General features: G+C 59.9%; 16 protein-coding genes and 2 pseudogenes. 4 read left to right on the top strand and 14 right to left on the bottom strand.

What is annotated here, in order from left to right:
• Positions 1 to 136: 136 nt before the first annotated feature.
• The 8 genes from ccoP (AACY36_RS19310) to ccoN (AACY36_RS19275) all read right to left on the bottom strand — a co-directional run bounded on the left by ccoP (AACY36_RS19310) (position 137) and on the right by ccoN (AACY36_RS19275) (position 6,954).
• On the bottom strand, positions 137 to 1,114 hold the full coding sequence (gene ccoP, locus AACY36_RS19310) for a cytochrome-c oxidase, cbb3-type subunit III (RefSeq protein ID WP_339418737.1): 978 nt from the start codon (positions 1,112 to 1,114) through the stop codon (positions 137 to 139).
• Positions 1,111 to 1,296, bottom strand: a complete 186-nt coding sequence (locus tag AACY36_RS19305; RefSeq protein WP_339439010.1) for a cbb3-type cytochrome oxidase subunit 3 — start codon at positions 1,294 to 1,296, stop codon at positions 1,111 to 1,113. Before AACY36_RS19305 ends, ccoP (AACY36_RS19310) begins: the two co-directional genes overlap by 4 nt.
• 6 nt (positions 1,297 to 1,302) lie before the next feature.
• Complete coding sequence (gene ccoO / locus AACY36_RS19300; RefSeq protein ID WP_003193167.1) at positions 1,303 to 1,911, bottom strand: cytochrome-c oxidase, cbb3-type subunit II; 609 nt, start codon at positions 1,909 to 1,911, stop codon at positions 1,303 to 1,305.
• Positions 1,911 to 3,353, bottom strand: coding sequence for a cytochrome-c oxidase, cbb3-type subunit I (ccoN, locus tag AACY36_RS19295; protein WP_339497427.1), 1,443 nt, complete (start codon positions 3,351 to 3,353; stop codon positions 1,911 to 1,913). The genes ccoO (AACY36_RS19300) and ccoN (AACY36_RS19295) overlap by 1 nt, the downstream gene beginning before the upstream one ends.
• 409 nt (positions 3,354 to 3,762) lie before the next feature.
• The gene (ccoP, locus tag AACY36_RS19290; protein ID WP_339427943.1) at positions 3,763 to 4,710 is read right to left on the bottom strand and encodes a cytochrome-c oxidase, cbb3-type subunit III; all 948 of its coding nucleotides are present in this window, start codon (positions 4,708 to 4,710) and stop codon (positions 3,763 to 3,765) included.
• Positions 4,707 to 4,907, bottom strand: coding sequence for a cbb3-type cytochrome oxidase subunit 3 (locus AACY36_RS19285; RefSeq protein ID WP_010208563.1), 201 nt, complete (start codon positions 4,905 to 4,907; stop codon positions 4,707 to 4,709). Before AACY36_RS19285 ends, ccoP (AACY36_RS19290) begins: the two co-directional genes overlap by 4 nt.
• 3 nt (positions 4,908 to 4,910) lie before the next feature.
• The gene (gene ccoO / locus AACY36_RS19280) at positions 4,911 to 5,519 is read right to left on the bottom strand and encodes a cytochrome-c oxidase, cbb3-type subunit II (protein WP_065881223.1); all 609 of its coding nucleotides are present in this window, start codon (positions 5,517 to 5,519) and stop codon (positions 4,911 to 4,913) included.
• A gap of 10 nt (positions 5,520 to 5,529) precedes the next feature.
• A complete protein-coding gene (gene ccoN / locus AACY36_RS19275) occupies positions 5,530 to 6,954 on the bottom strand; it encodes a cytochrome-c oxidase, cbb3-type subunit I (RefSeq protein ID WP_339418731.1) in 1,425 nt (474 codons plus the stop codon).
• A 79-nt stretch (positions 6,955 to 7,033) separates the two neighbouring features.
• On the opposite strand from ccoN (AACY36_RS19275), the gene AACY36_RS19270 reads away from it, so the two are divergent.
• The gene (locus AACY36_RS19270) at positions 7,034 to 7,726 is read left to right on the top strand and encodes an alpha/beta family hydrolase (protein WP_339436433.1); all 693 of its coding nucleotides are present in this window, start codon (positions 7,034 to 7,036) and stop codon (positions 7,724 to 7,726) included.
• 76 nt (positions 7,727 to 7,802) lie between these two features.
• On the opposite strand, the gene AACY36_RS19265 is transcribed toward AACY36_RS19270, so the two are convergent.
• Positions 7,803 to 9,368 carry a methyl-accepting chemotaxis protein gene (locus tag AACY36_RS19265; protein WP_339418727.1) on the bottom strand — a complete coding sequence of 522 codons (1,566 nt, stop codon included), beginning with the start codon at positions 9,366 to 9,368 and terminating at the stop codon, positions 7,803 to 7,805.
• Between the two features lie 73 nt (positions 9,369 to 9,441).
• A pseudogene (locus AACY36_RS19260) lies at positions 9,442 to 9,561 on the bottom strand (CPBP family intramembrane glutamate endopeptidase); the annotation flags it as partial.
• 393 nt (positions 9,562 to 9,954) lie between these two features.
• On the opposite strand from AACY36_RS19260, the gene AACY36_RS19255 reads away from it, so the two are divergent.
• Positions 9,955 to 10,815: a DMT family transporter gene (locus AACY36_RS19255; protein ID WP_339493469.1), complete on the top strand. Its 861-nt coding sequence runs from the start codon at positions 9,955 to 9,957 to the stop codon at positions 10,813 to 10,815.
• A 30-nt stretch (positions 10,816 to 10,845) separates the two neighbouring features.
• Here AACY36_RS19255 and AACY36_RS19250 read toward each other — a convergent pair whose 3' ends face one another.
• The 3 genes and pseudogenes from AACY36_RS19250 to AACY36_RS19240 all read right to left on the bottom strand — a co-directional run bounded on the left by AACY36_RS19250 (position 10,846) and on the right by AACY36_RS19240 (position 12,146).
• A complete protein-coding gene (locus AACY36_RS19250) occupies positions 10,846 to 11,730 on the bottom strand; it encodes a DMT family transporter (protein WP_339436432.1) in 885 nt (294 codons plus the stop codon).
• Between the two features lie 51 nt (positions 11,731 to 11,781).
• Positions 11,782 to 11,976, bottom strand: a pseudogene (locus tag AACY36_RS19245) (methyl-accepting chemotaxis protein); the annotation flags it as partial.
• A complete protein-coding gene (locus AACY36_RS19240) occupies positions 11,961 to 12,146 on the bottom strand; it encodes a hypothetical protein (protein WP_339418722.1) in 186 nt (61 codons plus the stop codon). The pseudogene AACY36_RS19245 and the gene AACY36_RS19240, both read right to left, overlap by 16 nt.
• A gap of 388 nt (positions 12,147 to 12,534) precedes the next feature.
• On the opposite strand from AACY36_RS19240, the gene aceK reads away from it, so the two are divergent.
• Entirely contained in the window at positions 12,535 to 14,250 is a 1,716-nt protein-coding gene (gene aceK, locus AACY36_RS19235) for a bifunctional isocitrate dehydrogenase kinase/phosphatase (RefSeq protein WP_339418721.1), read from the top strand.
• Between the two features lie 41 nt (positions 14,251 to 14,291).
• Here aceK and AACY36_RS19230 read toward each other — a convergent pair whose 3' ends face one another.
• Positions 14,292 to 14,894: a hypothetical protein gene (locus AACY36_RS19230; protein WP_339418719.1), complete on the bottom strand. Its 603-nt coding sequence runs from the start codon at positions 14,892 to 14,894 to the stop codon at positions 14,292 to 14,294.
• Between the two features lie 600 nt (positions 14,895 to 15,494).
• Here AACY36_RS19230 and hrpA point away from each other — a divergent pair.
• Positions 15,495 to 19,406, top strand: a complete 3,912-nt coding sequence (gene hrpA / locus AACY36_RS19225) for an ATP-dependent RNA helicase HrpA (RefSeq protein WP_339497426.1) — start codon at positions 15,495 to 15,497, stop codon at positions 19,404 to 19,406.
• The last annotated feature ends 118 nt before the right edge of the window (positions 19,407 to 19,524 follow it).

The raw sequence follows: 19,524 nt of genomic DNA, 5'->3' as shown, positions 1-19,524 counted from the left end.
GATCTGGATCAATTGACTTGGAAAGTAGGGTCGGTTTTGGCTGGCTCGGTCGCCAAATCGAAGGAGATCCAATGTGGGAGCGGGCAAGCCCGCTCCCACACTAGGTCTTCGGTGTTTTCAGAGCATTTGAAAGGTCTTACTGCTCCTCAGCCTTCTTATCCCCATGGGACAAGCTGTAAACGTACGCCGCGAGCAAGTGCACCTTGTCATTCCCTTGCAGTTGCTCCTGCGCAGGCATCTGGCCCTGACGGCCCCAACGGAGGGTCTGTTGCAGTTGGGCGAAGCTCGAGCCGTAGATGAAGGCGCCCGGGTGAGTCAGGTCAGGCGCGCCCATGGCGGGGGTGCCTTTACCGGCAGGGCCGTGGCAGGCCACGCAGTTGGCGGCGAAGAGTTTTTCGCCGTTGGCCACGTCAGCCTTGACGCCTTCTGGCAGTTTGCGACCGTCAAGGTTGGTCACCACGAAGGCGGCGACGTCGCTGACGCCTTGCTCCTTGAGGATATCCAGCCAGGCCGGCATCACGGCATGGCGACCCTTCATGATGGTTTCCTTGATGGTGGCGGGCTCGCCACCCCAGCGCCAGTCGGCGTCGGTGAGGTTGGGGAAGCCATAGGCGCCCTTGGCGTCGGAACCGTGGCACACCGAGCAGTTGGAGGCGAACAGACGGCCCCCCATCTTCAAGGCTTGTGGATCCTTGGCGACTTCCTCAATCGGCATCGAGGCGAATTTGGCGAAGATCGGCCCGAACTTGGCGTCCGACCTGGCCATTTCCTTTTCCCACTCGTGCACGCCGGTCCAACCGGTCTGGCCGTTGGCGAAAGCGGTTTGCTTGTCGTTATCGAGGTAGTTGTAGCCCGGCAGTAGGCCCTTCCAATTGCCCAGGCCCGGGTACAGCACCAGGTAGCCGAGGGCGAAGATGATGGTGCCGACAAACAGCATGAACCACCACTTGGGCAGCGGGTTGTCGTACTCCTCGATGCCGTCGAACGAGTGGCCGACAGTCTCGTCGGTTTGCTCGGCCCGCTGGCCCTTGCGGGTCGACAGCAGCAGCCAGGTCAGGGCGAAGATGGTACCCAGACTGAGGACTGTGACGTACAGACTCCAGAACGTAGTCATTTTTTGTTACTCCTAGAAGCTTGCTCGACGTGCTTGATGGCTTCGGGATCATCCGCAAAGGGCAGCAAGGTCGCGTCTTCAAACTCCGACTTGCGCTTGGGGCTGAAAACCCACAACGCCAGGCCGATAAAGGCCACCATCACCACAACGGTGCCCAGCCCACGAATCATCCCGATATCCATGAAGAATCACCGTTTGCTTTTGATGATGGTGCCAAGGCCTTGCAAGTAGGCCACCAATGCGTCCATTTCGGTCTTGCCCTTCACGGCTGCGGCTGCACCGGCGATGTCTTCGTCGGTGTAGGGCACGCCCAGGGTGCGCAAGACTTCCATCTTCTTCGCGGTGTCCTTGCCGTCGAGCTTGTTTTCCACGAGGAACGGGTACGCCGGCATTTTCGACTCAGGCACGACGTTGCGCGGGTTGTACAAGTGCGCACGTTGCCAGTCATCAGAGTAACGACCGCCGACACGCGCTAAATCCGGGCCGGTACGTTTGGAACCCCACAGGAATGGGTGGTCCCATACGCTTTCGCCGGCGACCGAGTAGTGGCCGTAGCGTTCGGTTTCGGCGCGGAACGGGCGGATCATCTGCGAGTGGCAGCCGACACAACCGTTGGCGATGTAGACGTCGCGGCCTTCCAGTTCAAGCGCGGTGCGCGGCTTCATGCCTTCCACCGGCTTGTTGGTGACGTCCTGGAAAAACAGCGGAACGATCTGGGTCAGGCCGCCGATACTCACGGCGATGACCATGAAGAAGGCCAGCAGGCCGATATTCTTCTCGACTACTTCATGCTTCATCAGTGGGCTCCCACAACGGCGATCTTGGCGGCGGCTTCGGCTTCGGCAGGGTTGGAGGCACGCACAGTGCGCCAGACGTTGTAGGCCATGAACAGCATGCCGGAGGCAAAGAACGCACCGCCCAACGCGCGGACGATAAAGCCCGGATGGCTGGCCTGCAGCGCTTCGACGAAGGAGTAGGTGAGGGTGCCGTCATCGTTGATTGCACGCCACATCAGGCCCTGGGTGATGCCGTTGACCCACATCGAGGCGATGTAGAGCACGGTACCGATGGTCGCCAGCCAGAAGTGCGTGTTGATCAGCCCGACGCTGTGCATCTGCGCACGGCCGAACAGTTTGGGGATCATGTGATACAGCGCGCCGATGGAGATCATCGCTACCCAGCCGAGTGCACCGGCGTGTACGTGGCCGATGGTCCAGTCGGTGTAGTGGGACAGCGAGTTGACGGTCTTGATCGCCATCATCGGCCCTTCAAAGGTCGACATGCCGTAGAACGCCAGCGATACCACGAGGAAGCGCAGGATCGGGTCAGTGCGCAATTTATGCCAGGCACCCGACAGGGTCATCATGCCGTTGATCATGCCGCCCCAACTCGGGGCCAGCAGGATGATCGACATGGCCATGCCCAGGGACTGCGCCCAGTCCGGCAACGCGGTGTAGTGCAAGTGGTGCGGGCCGGCCCAGATGTACAGGGTGATCAGTGCCCAGAAGTGCACGATGGACAGGCGATAGGAGTAAATAGGACGTTCGGCCTGTTTCGGCACGAAGTAGTACATCATCCCCAGGAAACCGGTGGTGAGGAAAAACCCTACGGCGTTGTGGCCGTACCACCACTGGATCATTGCGTCCGTGGCCCCGGCGTAGGCCGAGTAGGACTTGAACAGGCTGACCGGCAACGAGGCGTGGTTGACGATGTGCAGCATCGCCGTCACCAGGATAAACGCCCCGTAGAACCAGTTGCCCACATAGATGTGCTTGGTCTTGCGCTTGACGATGGTGCCAAAGAACACCACGGCATAGGTCACCCACACAATGGCAAGCAAAATGGCGATGGGCCATTCCAGCTCGGCGTATTCCTTGGTGGTGGTGTACCCCAGTGGCAGGGTGACGATGGCGCCGACAATGACCGCTTGCCAACCCCAGAAGGTGAAGGCCGCGAGGCTGTCGGAGATCAGTCGCGTCTGGCAGGTTCGCTGCACGACATAGTAGGAGGTGGCAAACAATGCACATCCGCCGAAGGCGAAGATCACCAGGTTGGTGTGCAGCGGGCGCAGGCGGCCAAAGGTCGTCCATGGCAAACCGAAATTCAATTCCGGCCAAACCAGTTGCGAGGCGATGAACACCCCGAGCCCCATGCCAAGGATCCCCCAGACCACCGTCATGATGGCGAACTGGCGGACTACCTTATAGTTATAAGCAGTCGGACTGATTGCTGTGCTCATTCTAAGGTTCCACGGTTTAGGTTTTTTTATAGGTAAAATCGGCCGCAAGTATGTAGAAAGCGAGGGGCCAATGCAACGCAATGGCTGACCTGTATCAATACGTTCCACGCCAGATTCTGCGCCCTTTCCATGTTTGGTGTAGGGATAAAATCCGAAATGGAAAGCTGATCGAGTGGACAGGAAATTTCGGGGGCGCAACGGCTGCCGTCGCGTAGGCCGGGAATGGTCCACTGTGGGAACAAGCGTAGACCCGAAAGTGAGGAGGGGAAAGGTGTGCTTTGGAAGGGTGCGACACTTGGTCGCTCATGATGTGGCTCATTCAAAAGTGAGCATGAACCTGTGACGAGGGAGCAAGCTCCCTCGCCACAGGTAAGCGGAGCCTCCCCTGATCAGAGGAGGCAGTCAGATGTTATTGGGGCTGGCTTTCTGGCGTTGCACCATCAGCGTTGTGGGACAGGCTGTAAACATACGCGGCCAACAAGTGCACTTTATCGTTACCTTGCAGCGCTTCCTGCGCTGGCATCTGGCCTTGGCGGCCGTGGCGGATGGTTTGCTGCAACTGCGCAAGGCTGGTGCCGTAGATGTAGCCGGCCGGTTTGGTCAGGTCGGGCGCGCCCATGGCTTCCATGCCGTGGCCTTGCGGACCGTGGCAAGCGACACAGGTGGTGTTGAAAGCCGCTTGGCCTGCGGCCAGGTCAGCGGTGCTGTCGGCAGGCAATGGCAGCTTGGCCATGTCGTGGCGGACGTAGGCAGCGACGTTTTTCACGCCGTTGTCGCCGAGCATGTCACCCCAGGCCGGCATCGCCGCGTGACGGCCGTTCAGGATGGTGGCCTTGATCGCTTCAGCCGAACCGCCCCAGCGCCAGATGTTGTCCGCCAGGTTTGGGAAACCAAACGCGCCCTTGGCATCCGAGCCGTGGCACACCGAGCAGTTGGAAGCGAACAGGCGACCGCCCATTTTCAGCGCTTGCGGGTCCTTCGCGACTTCTTCCAGCGGCATGGCCGAGAATTTGGCGAAGATCGGCCCGAACCTGGTGTCAGCCTTGGCCATCTCCTTGTCCCACTCCTTGGCCGACGTCCAGCCGTCTTCATAGCCCGGCAACACACCTTTCCAGTTGCCCAGGCCCGGGTAGAGGATCAGGTAGCCAACCGCAAACACCAGGGTGCCGGCGAACAGCATGAACCACCACTGGGGCAGCGGGTTGTCGTATTCCTCGATACCGTCGAAGGCGTGGCCCATGGTCTGGTCGACGCTGCCCTTGGTCTCGCCCTTGCGGGTGCCGATCAAGAGCCAGGTCAGGCCGATCAGGCTGCCGAGGGTCAGTACGCAGATCCATGTACTCCAAAACAGGGTCATGGCCGAGTGCTCCTTATTGCAGGCTCTTCTTGAGCGTCGGATGGAGAAGGTTCATCGGCGAACGGCAACAGGCGCGCCTGCTCGAATTCCGCATTGCGCCGGTTGTTGAACACCCACAGCGACAGGCCGATAAAGGCGATGGCGACCACCAGCGTGCCGAGGCCGCGGATGGTGCCCGCATCGAATTCAAATCCCATGGCTCACCTCTTGCTCTTGATGGCAGTGCCGAGCACTTGCAGGTACGAAACCAGCGCGTCCATCTCGGTCTTGCCTTTGAGGCTGGCCACGGCGGCACTGATGTCGTCGTCGGTGTAGGGCACGCCGAGGGTGCGCATCACGTTCAACTTGGTCTCGGTGTGGCTGCTGTCGACCTGCGCGGTGACCAGCCACGGATAGGCCGGCATTTTCGACTCGGGCACCACGTTGCGCGGGTTGTACAAGTGCGCGCGGTGCCAGTCGTCCGAGTAGCGTGCGCCAACGCGCGCGAGGTCCGGCCCGGTGCGCTTGGAACCCCACAGGAACGGGTGGTCCCACACACTTTCGCCGGCGACCGAGTAGTGGCCGTAGCGTTCGGTTTCGGCGCGGAACGGGCGGATCATCTGCGAGTGGCACTGTACGCAGCCTTCGCGGATGTAGATGTCACGGCCTTCCAGTTGCAACGCGGTGTAGGGCTTCATGCCTTCAACCGGTTTGTTGGTCACGTCCTGGAAGAACAGCGGGACGATCTGGGTCAGGCCGCCGATGCTCACGGCCAGCACCATGAGCAGCATCAGCAGGCCGACGTTCTTTTCAATCGTTTCGTGTTTCATCACAGACTCCTCAGGCCATCTGCGCCGCAGCGGCAACTTCGGCAGGTTGCGCCGAACGCACGGTGCGCCAAGTGTTGTAAGCCATCAGGAACATGCCGCTGAGGAAGATCGCACCGCCCACCAACCGCACGATGAAGCCAGGGTGGCTGGCCACCAGGGTTTCGACGAAGGAGTAGGTCAAGGTGCCGTCTTCGTTGACCGCACGCCACATCAGGCCCTGGGCAATGCCGTTGACCCACATCGAGGCGATGTAGAGCACGGTGCCGATGGTGGCCAGCCAGAAGTGCGCGTTGATCAGGCCAAGGCTGTACATCTGCTCGCGACCGAAAACTTTCGGGATCATGTGGTACAGCGCGCCAATGGAAATCATCGCTACCCAGCCAAGGGCACCGGCGTGTACGTGGCCGATGGTCCAGTCGGTGTAGTGGGAGAGGGCGTTGACGGTCTTGATCGCCATCATCGGGCCTTCGAAGGTCGACATGCCGTAGAACGCCAGGGAGACGACGAGGAAGCGCAGGATCGGGTCGCTGCGCAACTTATGCCATGCACCCGAGAGCGTCATCATGCCGTTGATCATGCCGCCCCAGCTCGGTGCCAGCAGCACCAGCGACATCACCATGCCCAGCGACTGTGCCCAGTCCGGCAGCGCGGTGTAGTGCAAGTGGTGCGGGCCGGCCCAGATGTACAGGGTGATGAGTGCCCAGAAGTGCACGATGGACAAACGATAGGAATACACCGGGCGCTCGGCCTGTTTCGGCACGAAGTAATACATCATGCCGAGGAAACCGGCGGTGAGGAAAAAGCCTACCGCGTTATGCCCATACCACCACTGCACCATGGCATCCGTCGCACCGCCGTAGAGGGAGTAGGACTTGGTCAGGCTAACCGGGATTTCCAGGTTGTTGACGATATGCAGGATGGCCACGGTGATGATGAACGCACCGAAGAACCAGTTGCCGACGTAGATATGCTTGGTGTTGCGCTTCATGATCGTGCCAAAGAACACGATGGCATACGCCACCCAGACAATGGTGATCAGGATGTCGATCGGCCATTCCAGTTCTGCGTATTCCTTGGAACTGGTGTAGCCCAGTGGCAAGGAGATGGCGGCCGAGAGAATGACAAGCTGCCAGCCCCAGAAGCAGAATGCGGCGATTTTCGGCGCGAACAGCTGCGTCTGGCAGGTACGTTGCACCGAGTAGAAGGAGCTGGCGAACAGCGCGCAGCCACCAAAGGCGAAGATCACCGCATTGGTGTGCAACGGGCGCAGGCGGCCGAAGCTGGTCCAGGGCAAGTCGAAGTTGAGTGCAGGCCAAACCAATTGAGCCGCGAGAAAAACCCCGAGCCCCATGCCGACGATGCCCCACACCACCGTCATAATGGCGAATTGGCGGACCACCTTGTAGTTATAGGCGGTACTTAAAGTAGTGTTCATGGTTCCCCATCCACGGTTCAGCCCAAGCAGATGCGACACTTGGGCTGGAGTTATAGGCAGACTAAAAAGCGAGGCAAGCATGGCCAAAGAGCACAAGGCCAGTATTGACGGGGATCAATGGGTGCAGTGTGTGCGGGAACATGGGTGGCTGTGGGATGCGGCGTCGAGGACGACTTCAGCCGCTCCAGTCACGCTGATCCTGGCCCACGGCGCCGGTGCACCAATGGATTCCGGGTTTATGAACGACATGGCTGCACGCCTTGCGGGGCATGGCGTGAACGTGTTGCGCTTCGAGTTTGCGTACATGGCCCAGCGCCGGGTGGACGGGGGCAGGCGGCCACCGAACCCTGCGCCCAAACTGCTGGAAGCATGGCGCGAGGTGTATGTCGAGGTGCGACGTCATGTCGCTGGGAAACTGGCGATTGGCGGCAAGTCCATGGGCGGACGCATGGCCAGTTTGTTGGCCGATGAATTGGGCACCGATGGGCTGGTGTGCCTGGGGTATCCGTTCTATGCGGTGGGCAAGCCGGAAAAACCACGGGTCGAACACCTGGCTGGGTTGAAGGCGCCGACGTTGATTGTGCAGGGCGAGCGCGATGCGCTGGGCAATCGGGCGGCGGTGGAGGGGTACGACGTGTCGCCGAGCATCGAGGTGATGTGGCTGGTGGCGGGGGATCATGATTTGAAGCCGTTGAAGACGTCGGGGTTTAGTCATGAGCAGCACTTGGAGGCTGCGGCGGTGAAGGTCGCTGAGTTTCTCGGCGCCTCTTAGGGATCCTTCGCGAGCAAGCCCGCACATTTAGATGTGTGAATGCATTCAAATGTGGGGGCTTGCTCGCGAAAGCGGCCTACCGGTTAAACCGCTCCACCAGCGAATACTGGGTATGCGCGGTATGCGTCAGCTCTTCACTCAACTGCGCCGAGTTCAACGCCTGCTCCGACGTCTGGTCCGCCAACAGCGCAATCGTGCTGATATTACGGCTGATCTCTTCGGCCACGGAGCTTTGCTCTTCAGTGGCAGCAGCGATCTGGGTCGTCATGTCGGTGATATGTGCCACCGCTTCGCTGATGCCCACCAACGCCTGATCCGCTTCCATCACCCGCGCTACGCCTTCTTCGGCCTGGCGATGCCCGGCGTCCATGGTTTGCACAGCGGCAGCAGCGGTGTGCTGCAGCTTGGCGATCAGGGCATGGATCTGCCCGGTCGACTCGGCGGTGCGTTGGGCCAGTTGACGGACTTCATCGGCAACGACGGCAAAGCCTCGACCCATCTCACCGGCACGCGCCGCTTCGATGGCTGCGTTCAAGGCCAGCAGGTTGGTCTGGTCAGCGATCCCTTTGATCACATCGACCACACCACCAATCTCATCGCTGTCCTTGGCCAATTGAGTGACGGTCACGCCCGTCTCCCCAACCGCCACCGACAGACGCTGAATCGCCTCGCGGGTTTCCCCGGCAATGTCGCGACCGCGACCGGTCAGGCGGTTAGCCTCTTGGGTCGCATCGGCGGTGCGCTGCACATGGCTGGCGACCTCCTGGGTCGTCGCCGCCATCTGGTTGACCGCCGTCGCCACCTGCTCGGTTTCTACACGCTGGCGTTCCAGGCCGCTGGAGCTGTTATGCGCCAGGGTGTTGGACTGCGCCGCCTGGGCGTTAAGGTGCTCGGCAGTGTCCTGCAAGCGCGTCAGACAGGTCTTCAGACGCGCCTCCTGGCTGAGGATCGACATCTCCAGGCGCGCCTGGGCACCACGGCTGTCGGTGTACATCTGCGCGATCAACGGGTCGGACGTGGTCTGCTCGGCCAGGCGCAGCAAACGCTTGAGGCCACGCTGTTGCCAACTCAAGCCCAGCAGGCCCAACGGCACCGACAACCCCGCCGCCAGGGCAAAGCCCCAGTGGGAGTTGAGTGACGCGCCGATCATGAAGCTCAGTTGGCTCACCAGGATAAACGGCAGCCAGTCCTGCAACACCGGCAGCCATTTGTCCCGCTGGGGGATCGCTGACTTGCCCTGGTTGATGCGGTGATAAAGCGCTTCGGCCCGGCGGATTTGCTCAGAGGTGGGCTTGATGCGCACCGATTCGTAGCCGACCACCTGGTTGCCGTCGAAGACGGGCGTCACATAGGCGTTAACCCAGTAGTGATCACCGGTCTTGCAGCGATTCTTGACGATGCCCATCCATGGCAAGCCTTGTTTGAGCGTCGACCACATGTGCGCGAACACCGCCGCCGGAACATCCGGATGACGCACCAGGTTGTGCGGGGCACGTACCAGTTCTTCGCGGGTGTACCCACTGATTTCGACAAACGCGTCGTTGCAGTAAGTGATCACGCCCTTGGCATCTGTGGTGGAGATCAACCGTTGCTGAGCGGGGAAGGTACGTTCGCGCTGGGTAACGGGTTGGTTATTACGCATGGTTGTTCAATCCGCAAGGCTTTCAAGGGTTGTCGGCAGGAATGGCGGTTTATTTAACTTATTTTTGCAACAATCACCCGGCCAGCATCGGGTAGGTAAACAACCCGAAGTGAAGCAGGTTCAAACCAAAGTGTGTGGCTATTGCCGCGCCCAGGCCGCCGAAGCGATAAGCCAGGCCATATCCTGCCCCGGCATAGCGACCGGTCCGCCAAGGCCCGCATGAAAACGCCTCCACGCACTGCGCGTGGGTGAAGTGATTGCCAACCCTGGTAACGACTGGTTATAGTCCAGGCCTCTTCATCCCTTCACACAAGATCAGCCCATGCCAGCTTTCCAGCGCATAGCGGTAGTCGATTCAGCGTCCAACGCTGCAGTCGTGCCGTGCGGGAACCAGCAGCCTGCGCAGATCAGTCACTACCCCCCACCTGTCAGTCGCACGCCGGTGTACGCAGTCGTATCACCGCCGGGTGTTGGCCTTTCGGGCTGATCAGCTGATTGCTGTTCCCGTCTGCCCGCCTGAAAAAAACCTACTGAGTTTCAGCAACTGCTGAAGCGGCTTTTTTTTGCCTGATGACAGGTGGTATCCATGTCTATTTTTTCGAAACAATCCGTGGCCGCGGCGGCCTCGACGAGCCTGTTTGTCTTGCTGTGGAGCAGCGGGGCGATTTTCTCCAAATTGGGCTTGGCCCATGCTTCACCCTTCGCGTTTCTGTTGATCCGCTTTGCCATTGCCCTGGCGGGGTTGGTGATTCTGGTGCCGATCCTCAAGCTGAAATTGCCACGCCCCGGCAAACCCATGGTGTATGCGGCGGCGACCGGCCTGGTGTTGCTGGGGGCCTACCAGATTTTTTATGTGCTGGCCCTGGACCTGAAAGTCACTCCCGGCATGATGGCAACCATCATGGGCGTGCAGCCGATCCTGACGGTGGTGCTGATGGAACGTCAGCGCTCGTGGCGCCGGCTGTTCGGCCTGGGGCTGGGGTTGGCGGGGCTGATCATGGTGGTTTACCAGGGCATCGGGTTGTCCGGTATGTCCCTGGCCGGGATGCTGTTCGGGCTGCTGGCCCTGGCAAGCATGACCTTCGGCTCGATCATGCAAAAGCGTATCGCCGACAACCCCTTGGGCACGCTGCCGGTGCAGTACCTGGCGGGGCTGCTGCTGTGTTCGGTGGTGGTGCCGTTCCAGCCGTTCCACTTTGAGCACAACAGCGGGTTTTACCTGCCGGTGTTGTGGATGGCGCTGGTGGTGTCGGTGCTGGCAACGCTGTTGCTGTACCGCCTGATCGCCCGGGGCAACCTGGTGAATGTCACCAGTCTGTTTTACCTGGTGCCGGCGGTGACGGCGGTGATGGACTACTTGATCTTTGGCAACACGCTCGCTGTGCTGAGTCTGCTGGGGATGGGGTTGATCATCATCGGGTTGATGTTTGTCTTCCGTAAAAACTGATCCAATCAAACTGTGAGCGAAGGGCTTCGCTCACAGTTTTTTCGGGCGCAACACCAACCACAACGCGCCGGCAATCAGCACCCCGCCATACACGTGCGCCATGGACAATGGCTCATCCAGCAACAACGCACCCCACAGCACGCCGAACGGCGGGATCATGAAGGTCACAGTCATCGACCTCACCGGCCCAATGGACGTCAGCAGGCGGAAGTACAGGATGTAGGCAAACGCCGTGCACACCAGCCCCAATCCCAACAGTGACAACCACACCTGCCAACCACCCCAACTCGCTGGAGGCTGGCTGATCGCGCTGTAGGCGAAAAACGGCAGCAGGAACAACGTCGCCCCAAGCATGCTGCCCAGGGCCGACAGGCGACTGTCCAAGCCGCCGCGCTGATCCAGCCAGCGCCGTGCCAGGAACCCGGCAAAGCCGTAACAGGTGGTTGCCAGCAAACAGGCCAGCGCGCCCATCAATAACTCCAAGTCAAACGCCACCGGCCCCGCGCGGGTCAGCACACCCACGCCCAACAAGCCGAGAAATACCCCAGCGACTTTCGAGGGCGTCAGGCGTTCGCTGAAAAACAGCCCGCCAATCAGCACGCCCATCAACGGCGTGGTTGCATTGAAGATCGCCGAGTAACCCGCTGGCAGCACCTGGGCGGCCACCGAATACATAGTTGCCGGAATCCCGGAGTTGATCACCCCCAATAGCAATACAGTCTTGAACTTGCCCTGGAAATCCCAGCTTACGCGCATCATTGCCAGGATCACCAGCAACCCGGCGGCGGCAATCGACACGCGGAAAAACGCAGTCGGCATCGTGCCGATTTCCGGCGCAATAATGCGCATGAACAGGAAACTCGCGCCCCAGATGGCAGCGAGCCCCAGCAAGTAAAGGGTGTCGACAGGTCTCACGGATCACTCCCACATAAATAGGCGGCGAGTGTTGCATGACATTTCTAATGATTACAGAACAAACCGCGTCACCATCCCATTCAGGTCCACCGCTAAACGCGACAGTTCCTGGCTGGCCGCCGAAGTTTGAGTGGCGCCAGCGGCGTTCTGGGTGGACAGGTCGCGAATATTCACCAGGCTGGGGTCCACATCACGTGCCACCAGCGCCTGTTGCTCGGCGGCGCTGGCGATCACCAGGTTGCGCTGTCGTGGATGCTCTCGATGCTCGGCATCCACACCTCCTCAATGATCAGCGCGCTTTGCCGCAGCTTGGCCATCTGGCCCAGGCCAAACATCCCGACGATCACCAACAAGCTGGCCAAAACCGCAAAACTCAGACTGGCACGCAGACCGATCTTTATGTTCCTCAATGACATCTCAGTGCTCCTTGGGCGATTAGATCCTGCTCCCGGATCGGTCTTAGGACCTTGTTAGGGAGGGAGAGGGCGCGCTGTATATCAAAGTGCTATCACTGTAGTGATCAGGGTTTCCCTTAGTTGGATCCGATGCCCTTGGTCGTTCACCCAGACCCGTGCGCAAAACGATGTTGCAGGCTCAGGCTGACAAGGCCCGCCGTTTCAAGCGTGCAGATAAAACGCAGTGCGACTAAACGGTGCGTTTATTGACCGATTGGTCGAATTAAAAAATTGAAAATAAATGGACGAAATGAACGAAGGTGTACGAGGCATTCCCAAAATGACCCTTCTCCTGCACTCGTACACTGGCTAAGCTCAGGGCTTCCAGATGCCCATAGAGGTTTCCCGCATGTCGCAGTTCGCCCTCGCTGTCGCCCAGATGATCCTTGATGGCTTCGACGACTACCGCGAGCACTTCCGCCATATCACCGATGGCGCCCGCGAGCGTTTTGAAAAGGCTCAGTGGCAGCAGGGGCAGGCGGCGTCGGCGGCGCGGATCAACCTCTATGAAGACAAGGTCAGTGAAGTGACCGCACGCCTGCGCGAGCACTTCGATGAGGCCGCCTTACTCGACATTAATGTGTGGCCCGTGGTGAAAAGCGCCTACATTGGCCTGATCGACCTGCGTTTTGACGATGAGCTGTCCGAGACCTGGTACAACTCGATCTTCTGCGGCCTGTTCAGTCACGACCTGATCAGCGACGGCTGCATGTTTATCCACACCACTCGGCCCAGCCTGCGCCGGGCAAGGGCCGCGCAGACGCGCACCTACACGCCCGCCGGGAAAATCCCGGAAATGCTCGCGCAGATCTTTGCCGACTACCGCTTCAGCGAACCCTACGCCGACCTCGCCGCCGACCTGCGCCGCCTTGAAGCCCAACTGCGGGAAAACATGCCGGACTGGGTATGCAAGGACCCGGACCTCAAGGTCGAGCTGTTTTCCTCGGTGCTCTACCGCAATAAAGGCGCCTACCTCGTCGGGCGCATCTATACCCGCGATGAACAATGGCCCCTGGTGATCCCGCTGCTGCACCGCGAAGGCCAGGGCATCCAGATCGATGCGCTGATCACCGACGAAGCCGATGTGTCGATCATCTTCTCGTTCACCCGTTCCTACTTCATGGTTGATGTGCCGGTGCCGGCGGAATTCATCGGCTTTCTCAAGCGCATCCTGCCGGGCAAGCACATCGCCGAGCTGTACACCTCCATTGGTTTCTACAAGCACGGCAAGTCAGAGTTCTACCGTGCCCTGATCAATCACCTAGCGACCACCGACGATCAGTTCATCATGGCCCCCGGTGTGCGCGGCATGGTCATGAGCGTGTTTACCCTGCCGGGCTTCAACACTGTGTTCAAAATCATCAAGGACCGCTTTTCACCGTCGAAAAACGTCAACCGCGCCACGGTGATCGAAAAGTATCGCCTGGTTAAAAGTGTCGACCGCGTAGGGCGCATGGCCGATACTCAGGAGTTCGCCGACTTCCGCTTTCCCCTGAGCAAATTCGAACCCGAGTGCCTGGCCGAGCTGTTGGAAGTCGCCGCAGGCACTGTCGAAGTGGAAGGCGACACCGTGCTGATCCGCCATTGCTGGACCGAACGGCGGATGACCCCACTCAACCTTTACCTCGAGAATGCCAACGCCGCCCAGGTGCGCGAGGCCCTGGAAGATTACGGCCTGGCAATCAAGCAACTGGCGGCGGCGAATATCTTCCCCGGCGACATGCTGCTGAAAAACTTCGGCGTCACCCGTCACGGCCGCGTGGTGTTCTACGACTACGACGAAATCTGCTTTCTCACCGAAGCCAACTTCCGCCACATTCCCACACCACGTACGCCCGAGGATGAAATGGCCTCCGAGCCCTGGTACTCAATCGGCCCGCTGGATGTGTTCCCCGAAGAGTTCCCGCCGTTCCTGTTCGCCGACGCCGGCCAGCGCAAACTGTTTGATGAGCTGCATGGCGAGTTGTACAACGCGGACTACTGGAAAGGGCTTCAGGAAGCGATTCGCGCCGGTAAGGTCATTGATGTGTTTCCTTACCGGCGCAGGGAGCGCGATCATTTATAAGGTGTGATCTGTCCCTGAGCCGGATTTTTGGGGAGCGCTCTTCAGAAAACGCCAAATTTGCTGTTGGTCGACTTGACGCCTATTTTTTCCAAGTGGTACTGCGCGGGCTTCATGTCATTTTTCGCGGGTTGGTAATGGCCTGAGGTATTGGATAAGTACGTTTTGCCCGTTAGGGTTTGTTTCAAGTAGCCGGCACTGACGACATTACTCGACTGTCCGGCACCGGCCCCCATTTCCGCGACAGCGGGGTGGGAGACCATCTTTGGCGCTACATTTTTATTGATGTTGGCAACGACCATCTGGCCGTCTCCAGTCACGACGAACTTGGTGATTGTGTTCGGTCTCTTCGCGATGTTCAGATCGTCTGGTTTCTTTATGGTTGTGACGGTGGCTATCGGGTTTCTGGGGTTCGTCGCCGCGCCCGCCAGGTGCATCTCCGCGTTCAGGTCTTTCGCTCTTGTATTGGTCAGTTTCGGATAGCCCTCATATCCGTTTTTTGTAGAGGCGTCGTGAGCGCCAGTGGGGTTTGACGACCAAGAGGAAGTTGTTGAAAAAGATTGAGGAGCAATGTCTTGATATTTGTCGGCGTAATTATGCAAATGACGGGTGTAAGTGTTGGAGTAACGGCTGGAGTCGATAGGCATATGAAAATCCTCGAGAGTCAAAGACGAAAACAGTCATGCGTTGTCTTGCCATTCGCCAAATGCGTCATAGACCACTCATGAAACTCATTCCTCGTGCTGCTTGGCTTGTAACGTGATAGTTCGAAATTCTATTTGCCCTCAGGTTGGTAGTCGGCTCCGACGAGACTTGGCTGTTGGGGGGTGTTGAGGGCGGCTTTTCCGTGTAGGCCGGAGGGAACTCATAGCGGGGCGGTGGCTGCGTATCTGCCGAACGCGGTTGTGCTCGCATGGATTCTTCATAGCTTGGTAAGCGTGACGTGACGGAATCGATTGGCATATAAAGCGCCTTTTTCAGGGTTGAGCGGTCTGATTTGCGAGGCGTACCTGGAGACTTATTGAAGCCTGTATATCTCATCCATCAAATCGGACTTTCGCTTTTTAACAGTGAGAAGGGCCTCCACAGCTGTGTAGTAAAAGTCGCTATTGGGTTGGGCGCTAAAGACCATCGCCACGTGATGGAACGTCTCCCGATGTGTCGAAATCTGCGACAATCCCTCCCACTCAATCGATTAATGCTGTGCAGGTCTCGCCTGCCTTACCCAAAAGACCCTTGCCGCCCTGATGACTGACCAAGCGCCCACTATCGACCAACTGCTCAAAACCCTCGATCACGCCATGCTTGCCGACCGCAACCGCTTGCGGCGGCAGTTACTTGAGCTGCGCAAGAAACCCGATGAGGAAAAGCTGGCGCAGTGGGTTGCGCGGATGCAGGCATCCTGCGCCCAGGTCACGGCGCGGCGTGCCAGCCTGCCGGTGATTCGCTACGACGACAGCCTGCCGATTGCCGCCAAGCGCGATGAAATCAAGGCGGCGTTGAACAAGCATCAGGTGCTGATCATTGCCGGTGAGACCGGTTCGGGTAAAACCACCCAGTTGCCGAAAATCTGCTTGGAAATCGGTCGCGGCCAGTTCGGCCTGATCGGCCACACTCAGCCACGCCGGATCGCTGCGCGCAGCGTTGCCAGCCGGGTGGCCGAAGAGTTGGCTACGCCGCTGGGCGCGTTGGTCGGCTATCAAGTTCGGTTCGAAGACCAGAGCGATTCCAACACCCTGATCAAGCTGATGACCGACGGCATCCTGCTGGCGGAAACCCAGAACGACCGCTACCTGGAACGCTACGACACGATCATCGTCGACGAAGCCCACGAGCGCAGCCTCAACATCGACTTCCTGCTGGGCTACCTGAAAACCCTGCTGCCGCGTCGCCCGGACCTGAAGGTGATCATCACCTCGGCGACCATCGACCTGGAGCGCTTTTCCAAGCACTTTGACGATGCGCCGATTGTCGAGGTGTCGGGCCGTACCTTCCCGGTGGACACGTGGTATCGCCCGCTGACCCTGGAGCAGGACGAGGAGGGCAACCGCGTCGAAGACGACTTGACGGTTGACCAGGCGATCCTTGCCACCCTCGATGAAATCGCCGCTTATGAGCGCAGCGAACGGCGCAGCCCCGGCGACGTGCTGGTGTTTCTGCCGGGTGAGCGCGAGATTCGCGACGCCGCCGACATGTTGCGCAAAGCCCAGCTCAAGCACACCGAAATTTTGCCGCTGTACGCACGCCTGTCGCCGGCCGAACAGCAGCGCATTTTCCAGTCCCATCCGGGCCGGCGCGTGGTGTTGGCGACCAACGTTGCGGAAACCTCGCTGACCGTGCCCGGCATCCGTTATGTGATCGACAGCGGCACTGCGCGCATTAGTCGCTACAGCTACCGCGCCAAGGTGCAACGCCTGCCGATCGAGGCGATTTCCCAGGCCAGCGCCAATCAGCGTAAAGGCCGTTGCGGCCGGGTTGAGCCGGGGATCTGCATCCGCTTGTTCAGCGAAGAAGACTTTATCGGCCGCCCGGAATTTACCGACCCGGAAATCCTGCGCACCAACCTCGCCGCCGTGATCCTGCAGATGCTGCACCTGCGCCTCGGCGAAATCACCGACTTCCCGTTTATCGAGCCGCCGGACGGCAAGGCCATCAGCGACGGTTTCAACCTGCTGCAAGAGCTCTCGGCGGTCGACCGCAACAGCCAGCTCACGCCCTTGGGTCGCCAACTGGCGCGCCTGCCGGTGGACCCGCGCATGGGCCGCATGCTGCTGGAAGCGGCCAAACTCGGCAGCTTGCAGGAAGTGTTGATCGTCGCCAGTGCCATGTCGATCCAGGACCCGCGCGAGCGTCCGCCCGAGCGTCAGCAAGCCGCCGACCAGGCCCACGCGCAGTGGAAAGATCCGGATTCGGACTTCGCCGGCTTGGTCAATTTGTGGCGCGGCTTTGAAGAACAGCGCCAGGAACTGACGGCCAGCCCGCTGCGCAACTGGTGCCGCAAGAACTTCCTCAACTACCTGCGCCTGCGCGAGTGGCGCGATTCCCATCGCCAGTTGAGCCTGATCTGCCGCGATATGCAGTTGACCATCAACAAAGAGCCGGCGGACTTTCCAAAGCTGCACAAGGCGGTGTTGTCCGGCTTGCTCAGCCAGATCGGCCAGAAAACCGAAGACGGCGATTACCTCGGCGCACGCCAGCGCCGCTTCTGGATTCACCCCTCATCGGGCATCGGCAAGAAGCGCCCGCAATGGCTGATGACCGCCGAACTGGTGGAAACCACCAAGCTGTATGCGCGCATGGTCGCCAAGATCGACGCCGACTGGATCGAGCCGCTGGCCGGGCACTTGATCAAGAAAAACCATTTTGAGCCCCATTGGGAGAAGAAGCGCGGGCAAGTCGTGGCCTTTGAGCAGATCACGCTGTTCGGGCTGATTGTGGTCGGGCGGCGGCCGGTGCATTACGGGCCGATCGACCCAGTGGTGTCGCGCGAGCTGTTTATCCGCGAAGGTCTGGTGCGTGGCGAGATTCAGTCGCGGGCCAAGTGCCTGACGGCCAATCAGCAGTTGCTGGAACAGCTCGACGAGTTGGAAGCCAAGGCGCGCCGCCGTGACATCCTGGCGGATGAAGAAACGCTTTACGCTTTCTACGATGCGCGCCTGCCAGCAGAGATCCACCAGACCGCGACCTTCGACAGCTGGTACAAGGTCAACAGCCAGAAAGACCCGCAACTGCTGATCATGCGCGAGGAAGACGTGCTGGCCCGCGAGGCCAGTGAGGTCACCGCCGCGCATTATCCGGACACCCTGCACTTGGGCGACCTGGAACTGGCGTTGAGTTACCACTTCGAACCCAATCACCCGCGCGACGGAGTGACCCTGCGCGTGCCGGCACCGCTGTTGCCGGCCTTGCCGCCGGAGCGTCTGGAATGGCTGGTGCCCGGGGTGATCGAGGCCAAGTGCATCGCCCTGGTGCGCAACCTGCCCAAGGCGCTGCGCAAAAACTTTGTGCCGGTGCCAGACTTCGTCAAGGCCGCTTTGCAACGCATCGAATTCGGCCAGGGCTCGTTGCCTCAGGCGTTGGGCCGCGAACTGCTGCGCATGACCGGCGCGCGGGTCAGCGATGAAGCCTGGGCCGAAGCGTCACAACAGGTGGAAAGCCACCTGAAGATGAACCTTGAAGTGGTCGACGGCCAGGGCAAGTTCCTCGGCGAAGGCCGCGACCTGGCTGAACTAACGGCGCGCTTTGCCGAGGCCAGCCAGGCTGCGTTGGCCGTGCCGCAAACCGCGAAAAGCCAGCAGCCGGTGGAGGCCAAGGTGTTTGCGGCGGTGGCGGAAAAAACTCAACAGAAGATCGCCGGGCTTTCGATGACGGTGTATCCGGCGCTGGTGGAAGAAAACGGCACGGTCAAGGAGGGGCGCTTCTCGACGGCTGCCGAGGCTGAATTCCAGCATCGCCGCGCATTGCAGCGTCTGCTGATGCAGCAACTGGCGGAACCGGCCAAGTTCCTGCGCGGCAAGTTGCCTGGTTTGACCGAGCTGGCGCTGATGTACCGCGAATTAGGGCGTATCGACGCGCTGGTGGAAGACATCCTGCTGGCCAGCCTCGACACCTGCGTACTCGAAGGCGAAGCCAGCCTGCCGCGTGACGGTGCCGGTTTGGCTGCCTTGGCTGAGCGCAAGCGTGGCAGCTGGACTGAACACGCCGAACGCACGGCGCGCTTGACCCTGGAGGTGCTGAAACTCTGGCATGGCTTGCAGAAGTGCTTCAAAGGCAAGATCGACCTGGCCCAGGCCGTGGCCCTGAATGACATCAAGCAGCAGTTGAGCAGCCTGGTGTACACCGGTTTCGTGCGGGAAACCCCGGCGCAGTGGTTCAAGGAACTGCCGCGTTACCTCAAGGCTATCGAGTTGCGCCTGGAAAAACTGCCCAGCCAAGTACAAAAGGATCGGGTGTGGAGCGGCGAGATGGGAGGCTTGTGGACGCAATACGAAAACCGCCTGAAAAAGCACGCCCAGGAAGGCAAGCGCGATCCCCAGTTGGCGCTCTATCGCTGGTGGTTGGAGGAGTATCGGGTGTCGTTGTTTGCTCAGCAGTTGGGTACCAAAGTGCCGATTTCCGATAAGCGTTTGAGCAAGCAATGGAGTCTGGTGGAAGCCTGACCCCTTTCCCGGTTTTCCAGGCATAGCAGGTCCCACATTAAAATGGGCATATCTGCGAGATGGCGCCAAATCCTAGGGTTTGTGGCAAACTTCGCCGTTATAAATGCCGGGATCGTCG

The organism is Pseudomonas sp. EA_15y_Pfl1_P101 (assembly GCF_963970835.1).
Classification (GTDB): domain Bacteria; phylum Pseudomonadota; class Gammaproteobacteria; order Pseudomonadales; family Pseudomonadaceae; genus Aquipseudomonas; species Aquipseudomonas tritici.
Note: the sequence above shows the minus strand (reverse complement) of the source record. Positions and strands in the feature narration are given on the sequence as shown.

What these genes read in the sequence shown, in the direction of transcription:
- ccoP (WP_339418737.1), bottom strand. Translation starts at nt 1,114, where the DNA reads ATGACTACGTTCTGGAGTCTGTACGTCACAGTCCTCAGTCTGGGTACC.
- AACY36_RS19305 (WP_339439010.1), bottom strand. Translation starts at nt 1,296, where the DNA reads ATGGATATCGGGATGATTCGTGGGCTGGGCACCGTTGTGGTGATGGTG.
- ccoO (WP_003193167.1), bottom strand. Translation starts at nt 1,911, where the DNA reads ATGAAGCATGAAGTAGTCGAGAAGAATATCGGCCTGCTGGCCTTCTTC.
- ccoN (WP_339497427.1), bottom strand. Translation starts at nt 3,353, where the DNA reads ATGAGCACAGCAATCAGTCCGACTGCTTATAACTATAAGGTAGTCCGC.
- ccoP (WP_339427943.1), bottom strand. Translation starts at nt 4,710, where the DNA reads ATGACCCTGTTTTGGAGTACATGGATCTGCGTACTGACCCTCGGCAGC.
- AACY36_RS19285 (WP_010208563.1), bottom strand. Translation starts at nt 4,907, where the DNA reads ATGGGATTTGAATTCGATGCGGGCACCATCCGCGGCCTCGGCACGCTG.
- ccoO (WP_065881223.1), bottom strand. Translation starts at nt 5,519, where the DNA reads ATGAAACACGAAACGATTGAAAAGAACGTCGGCCTGCTGATGCTGCTC.
- ccoN (WP_339418731.1), bottom strand. Translation starts at nt 6,954, where the DNA reads ATGAACACTACTTTAAGTACCGCCTATAACTACAAGGTGGTCCGCCAA.
- AACY36_RS19270 (WP_339436433.1), top strand. Translation starts at nt 7,034, where the DNA reads ATGGCCAAAGAGCACAAGGCCAGTATTGACGGGGATCAATGGGTGCAG.
- AACY36_RS19265 (WP_339418727.1), bottom strand. Translation starts at nt 9,368, where the DNA reads ATGCGTAATAACCAACCCGTTACCCAGCGCGAACGTACCTTCCCCGCT.
- AACY36_RS19255 (WP_339493469.1), top strand. Translation starts at nt 9,955, where the DNA reads ATGTCTATTTTTTCGAAACAATCCGTGGCCGCGGCGGCCTCGACGAGC.
- AACY36_RS19240 (WP_339418722.1), bottom strand. Translation starts at nt 12,146, where the DNA reads ATGTCATTGAGGAACATAAAGATCGGTCTGCGTGCCAGTCTGAGTTTT.
- aceK (WP_339418721.1), top strand. Translation starts at nt 12,535, where the DNA reads ATGTCGCAGTTCGCCCTCGCTGTCGCCCAGATGATCCTTGATGGCTTC.
- AACY36_RS19230 (WP_339418719.1), bottom strand. Translation starts at nt 14,894, where the DNA reads ATGCCTATCGACTCCAGCCGTTACTCCAACACTTACACCCGTCATTTG.
- hrpA (WP_339497426.1), top strand. Translation starts at nt 15,495, where the DNA reads ATGACTGACCAAGCGCCCACTATCGACCAACTGCTCAAAACCCTCGAT.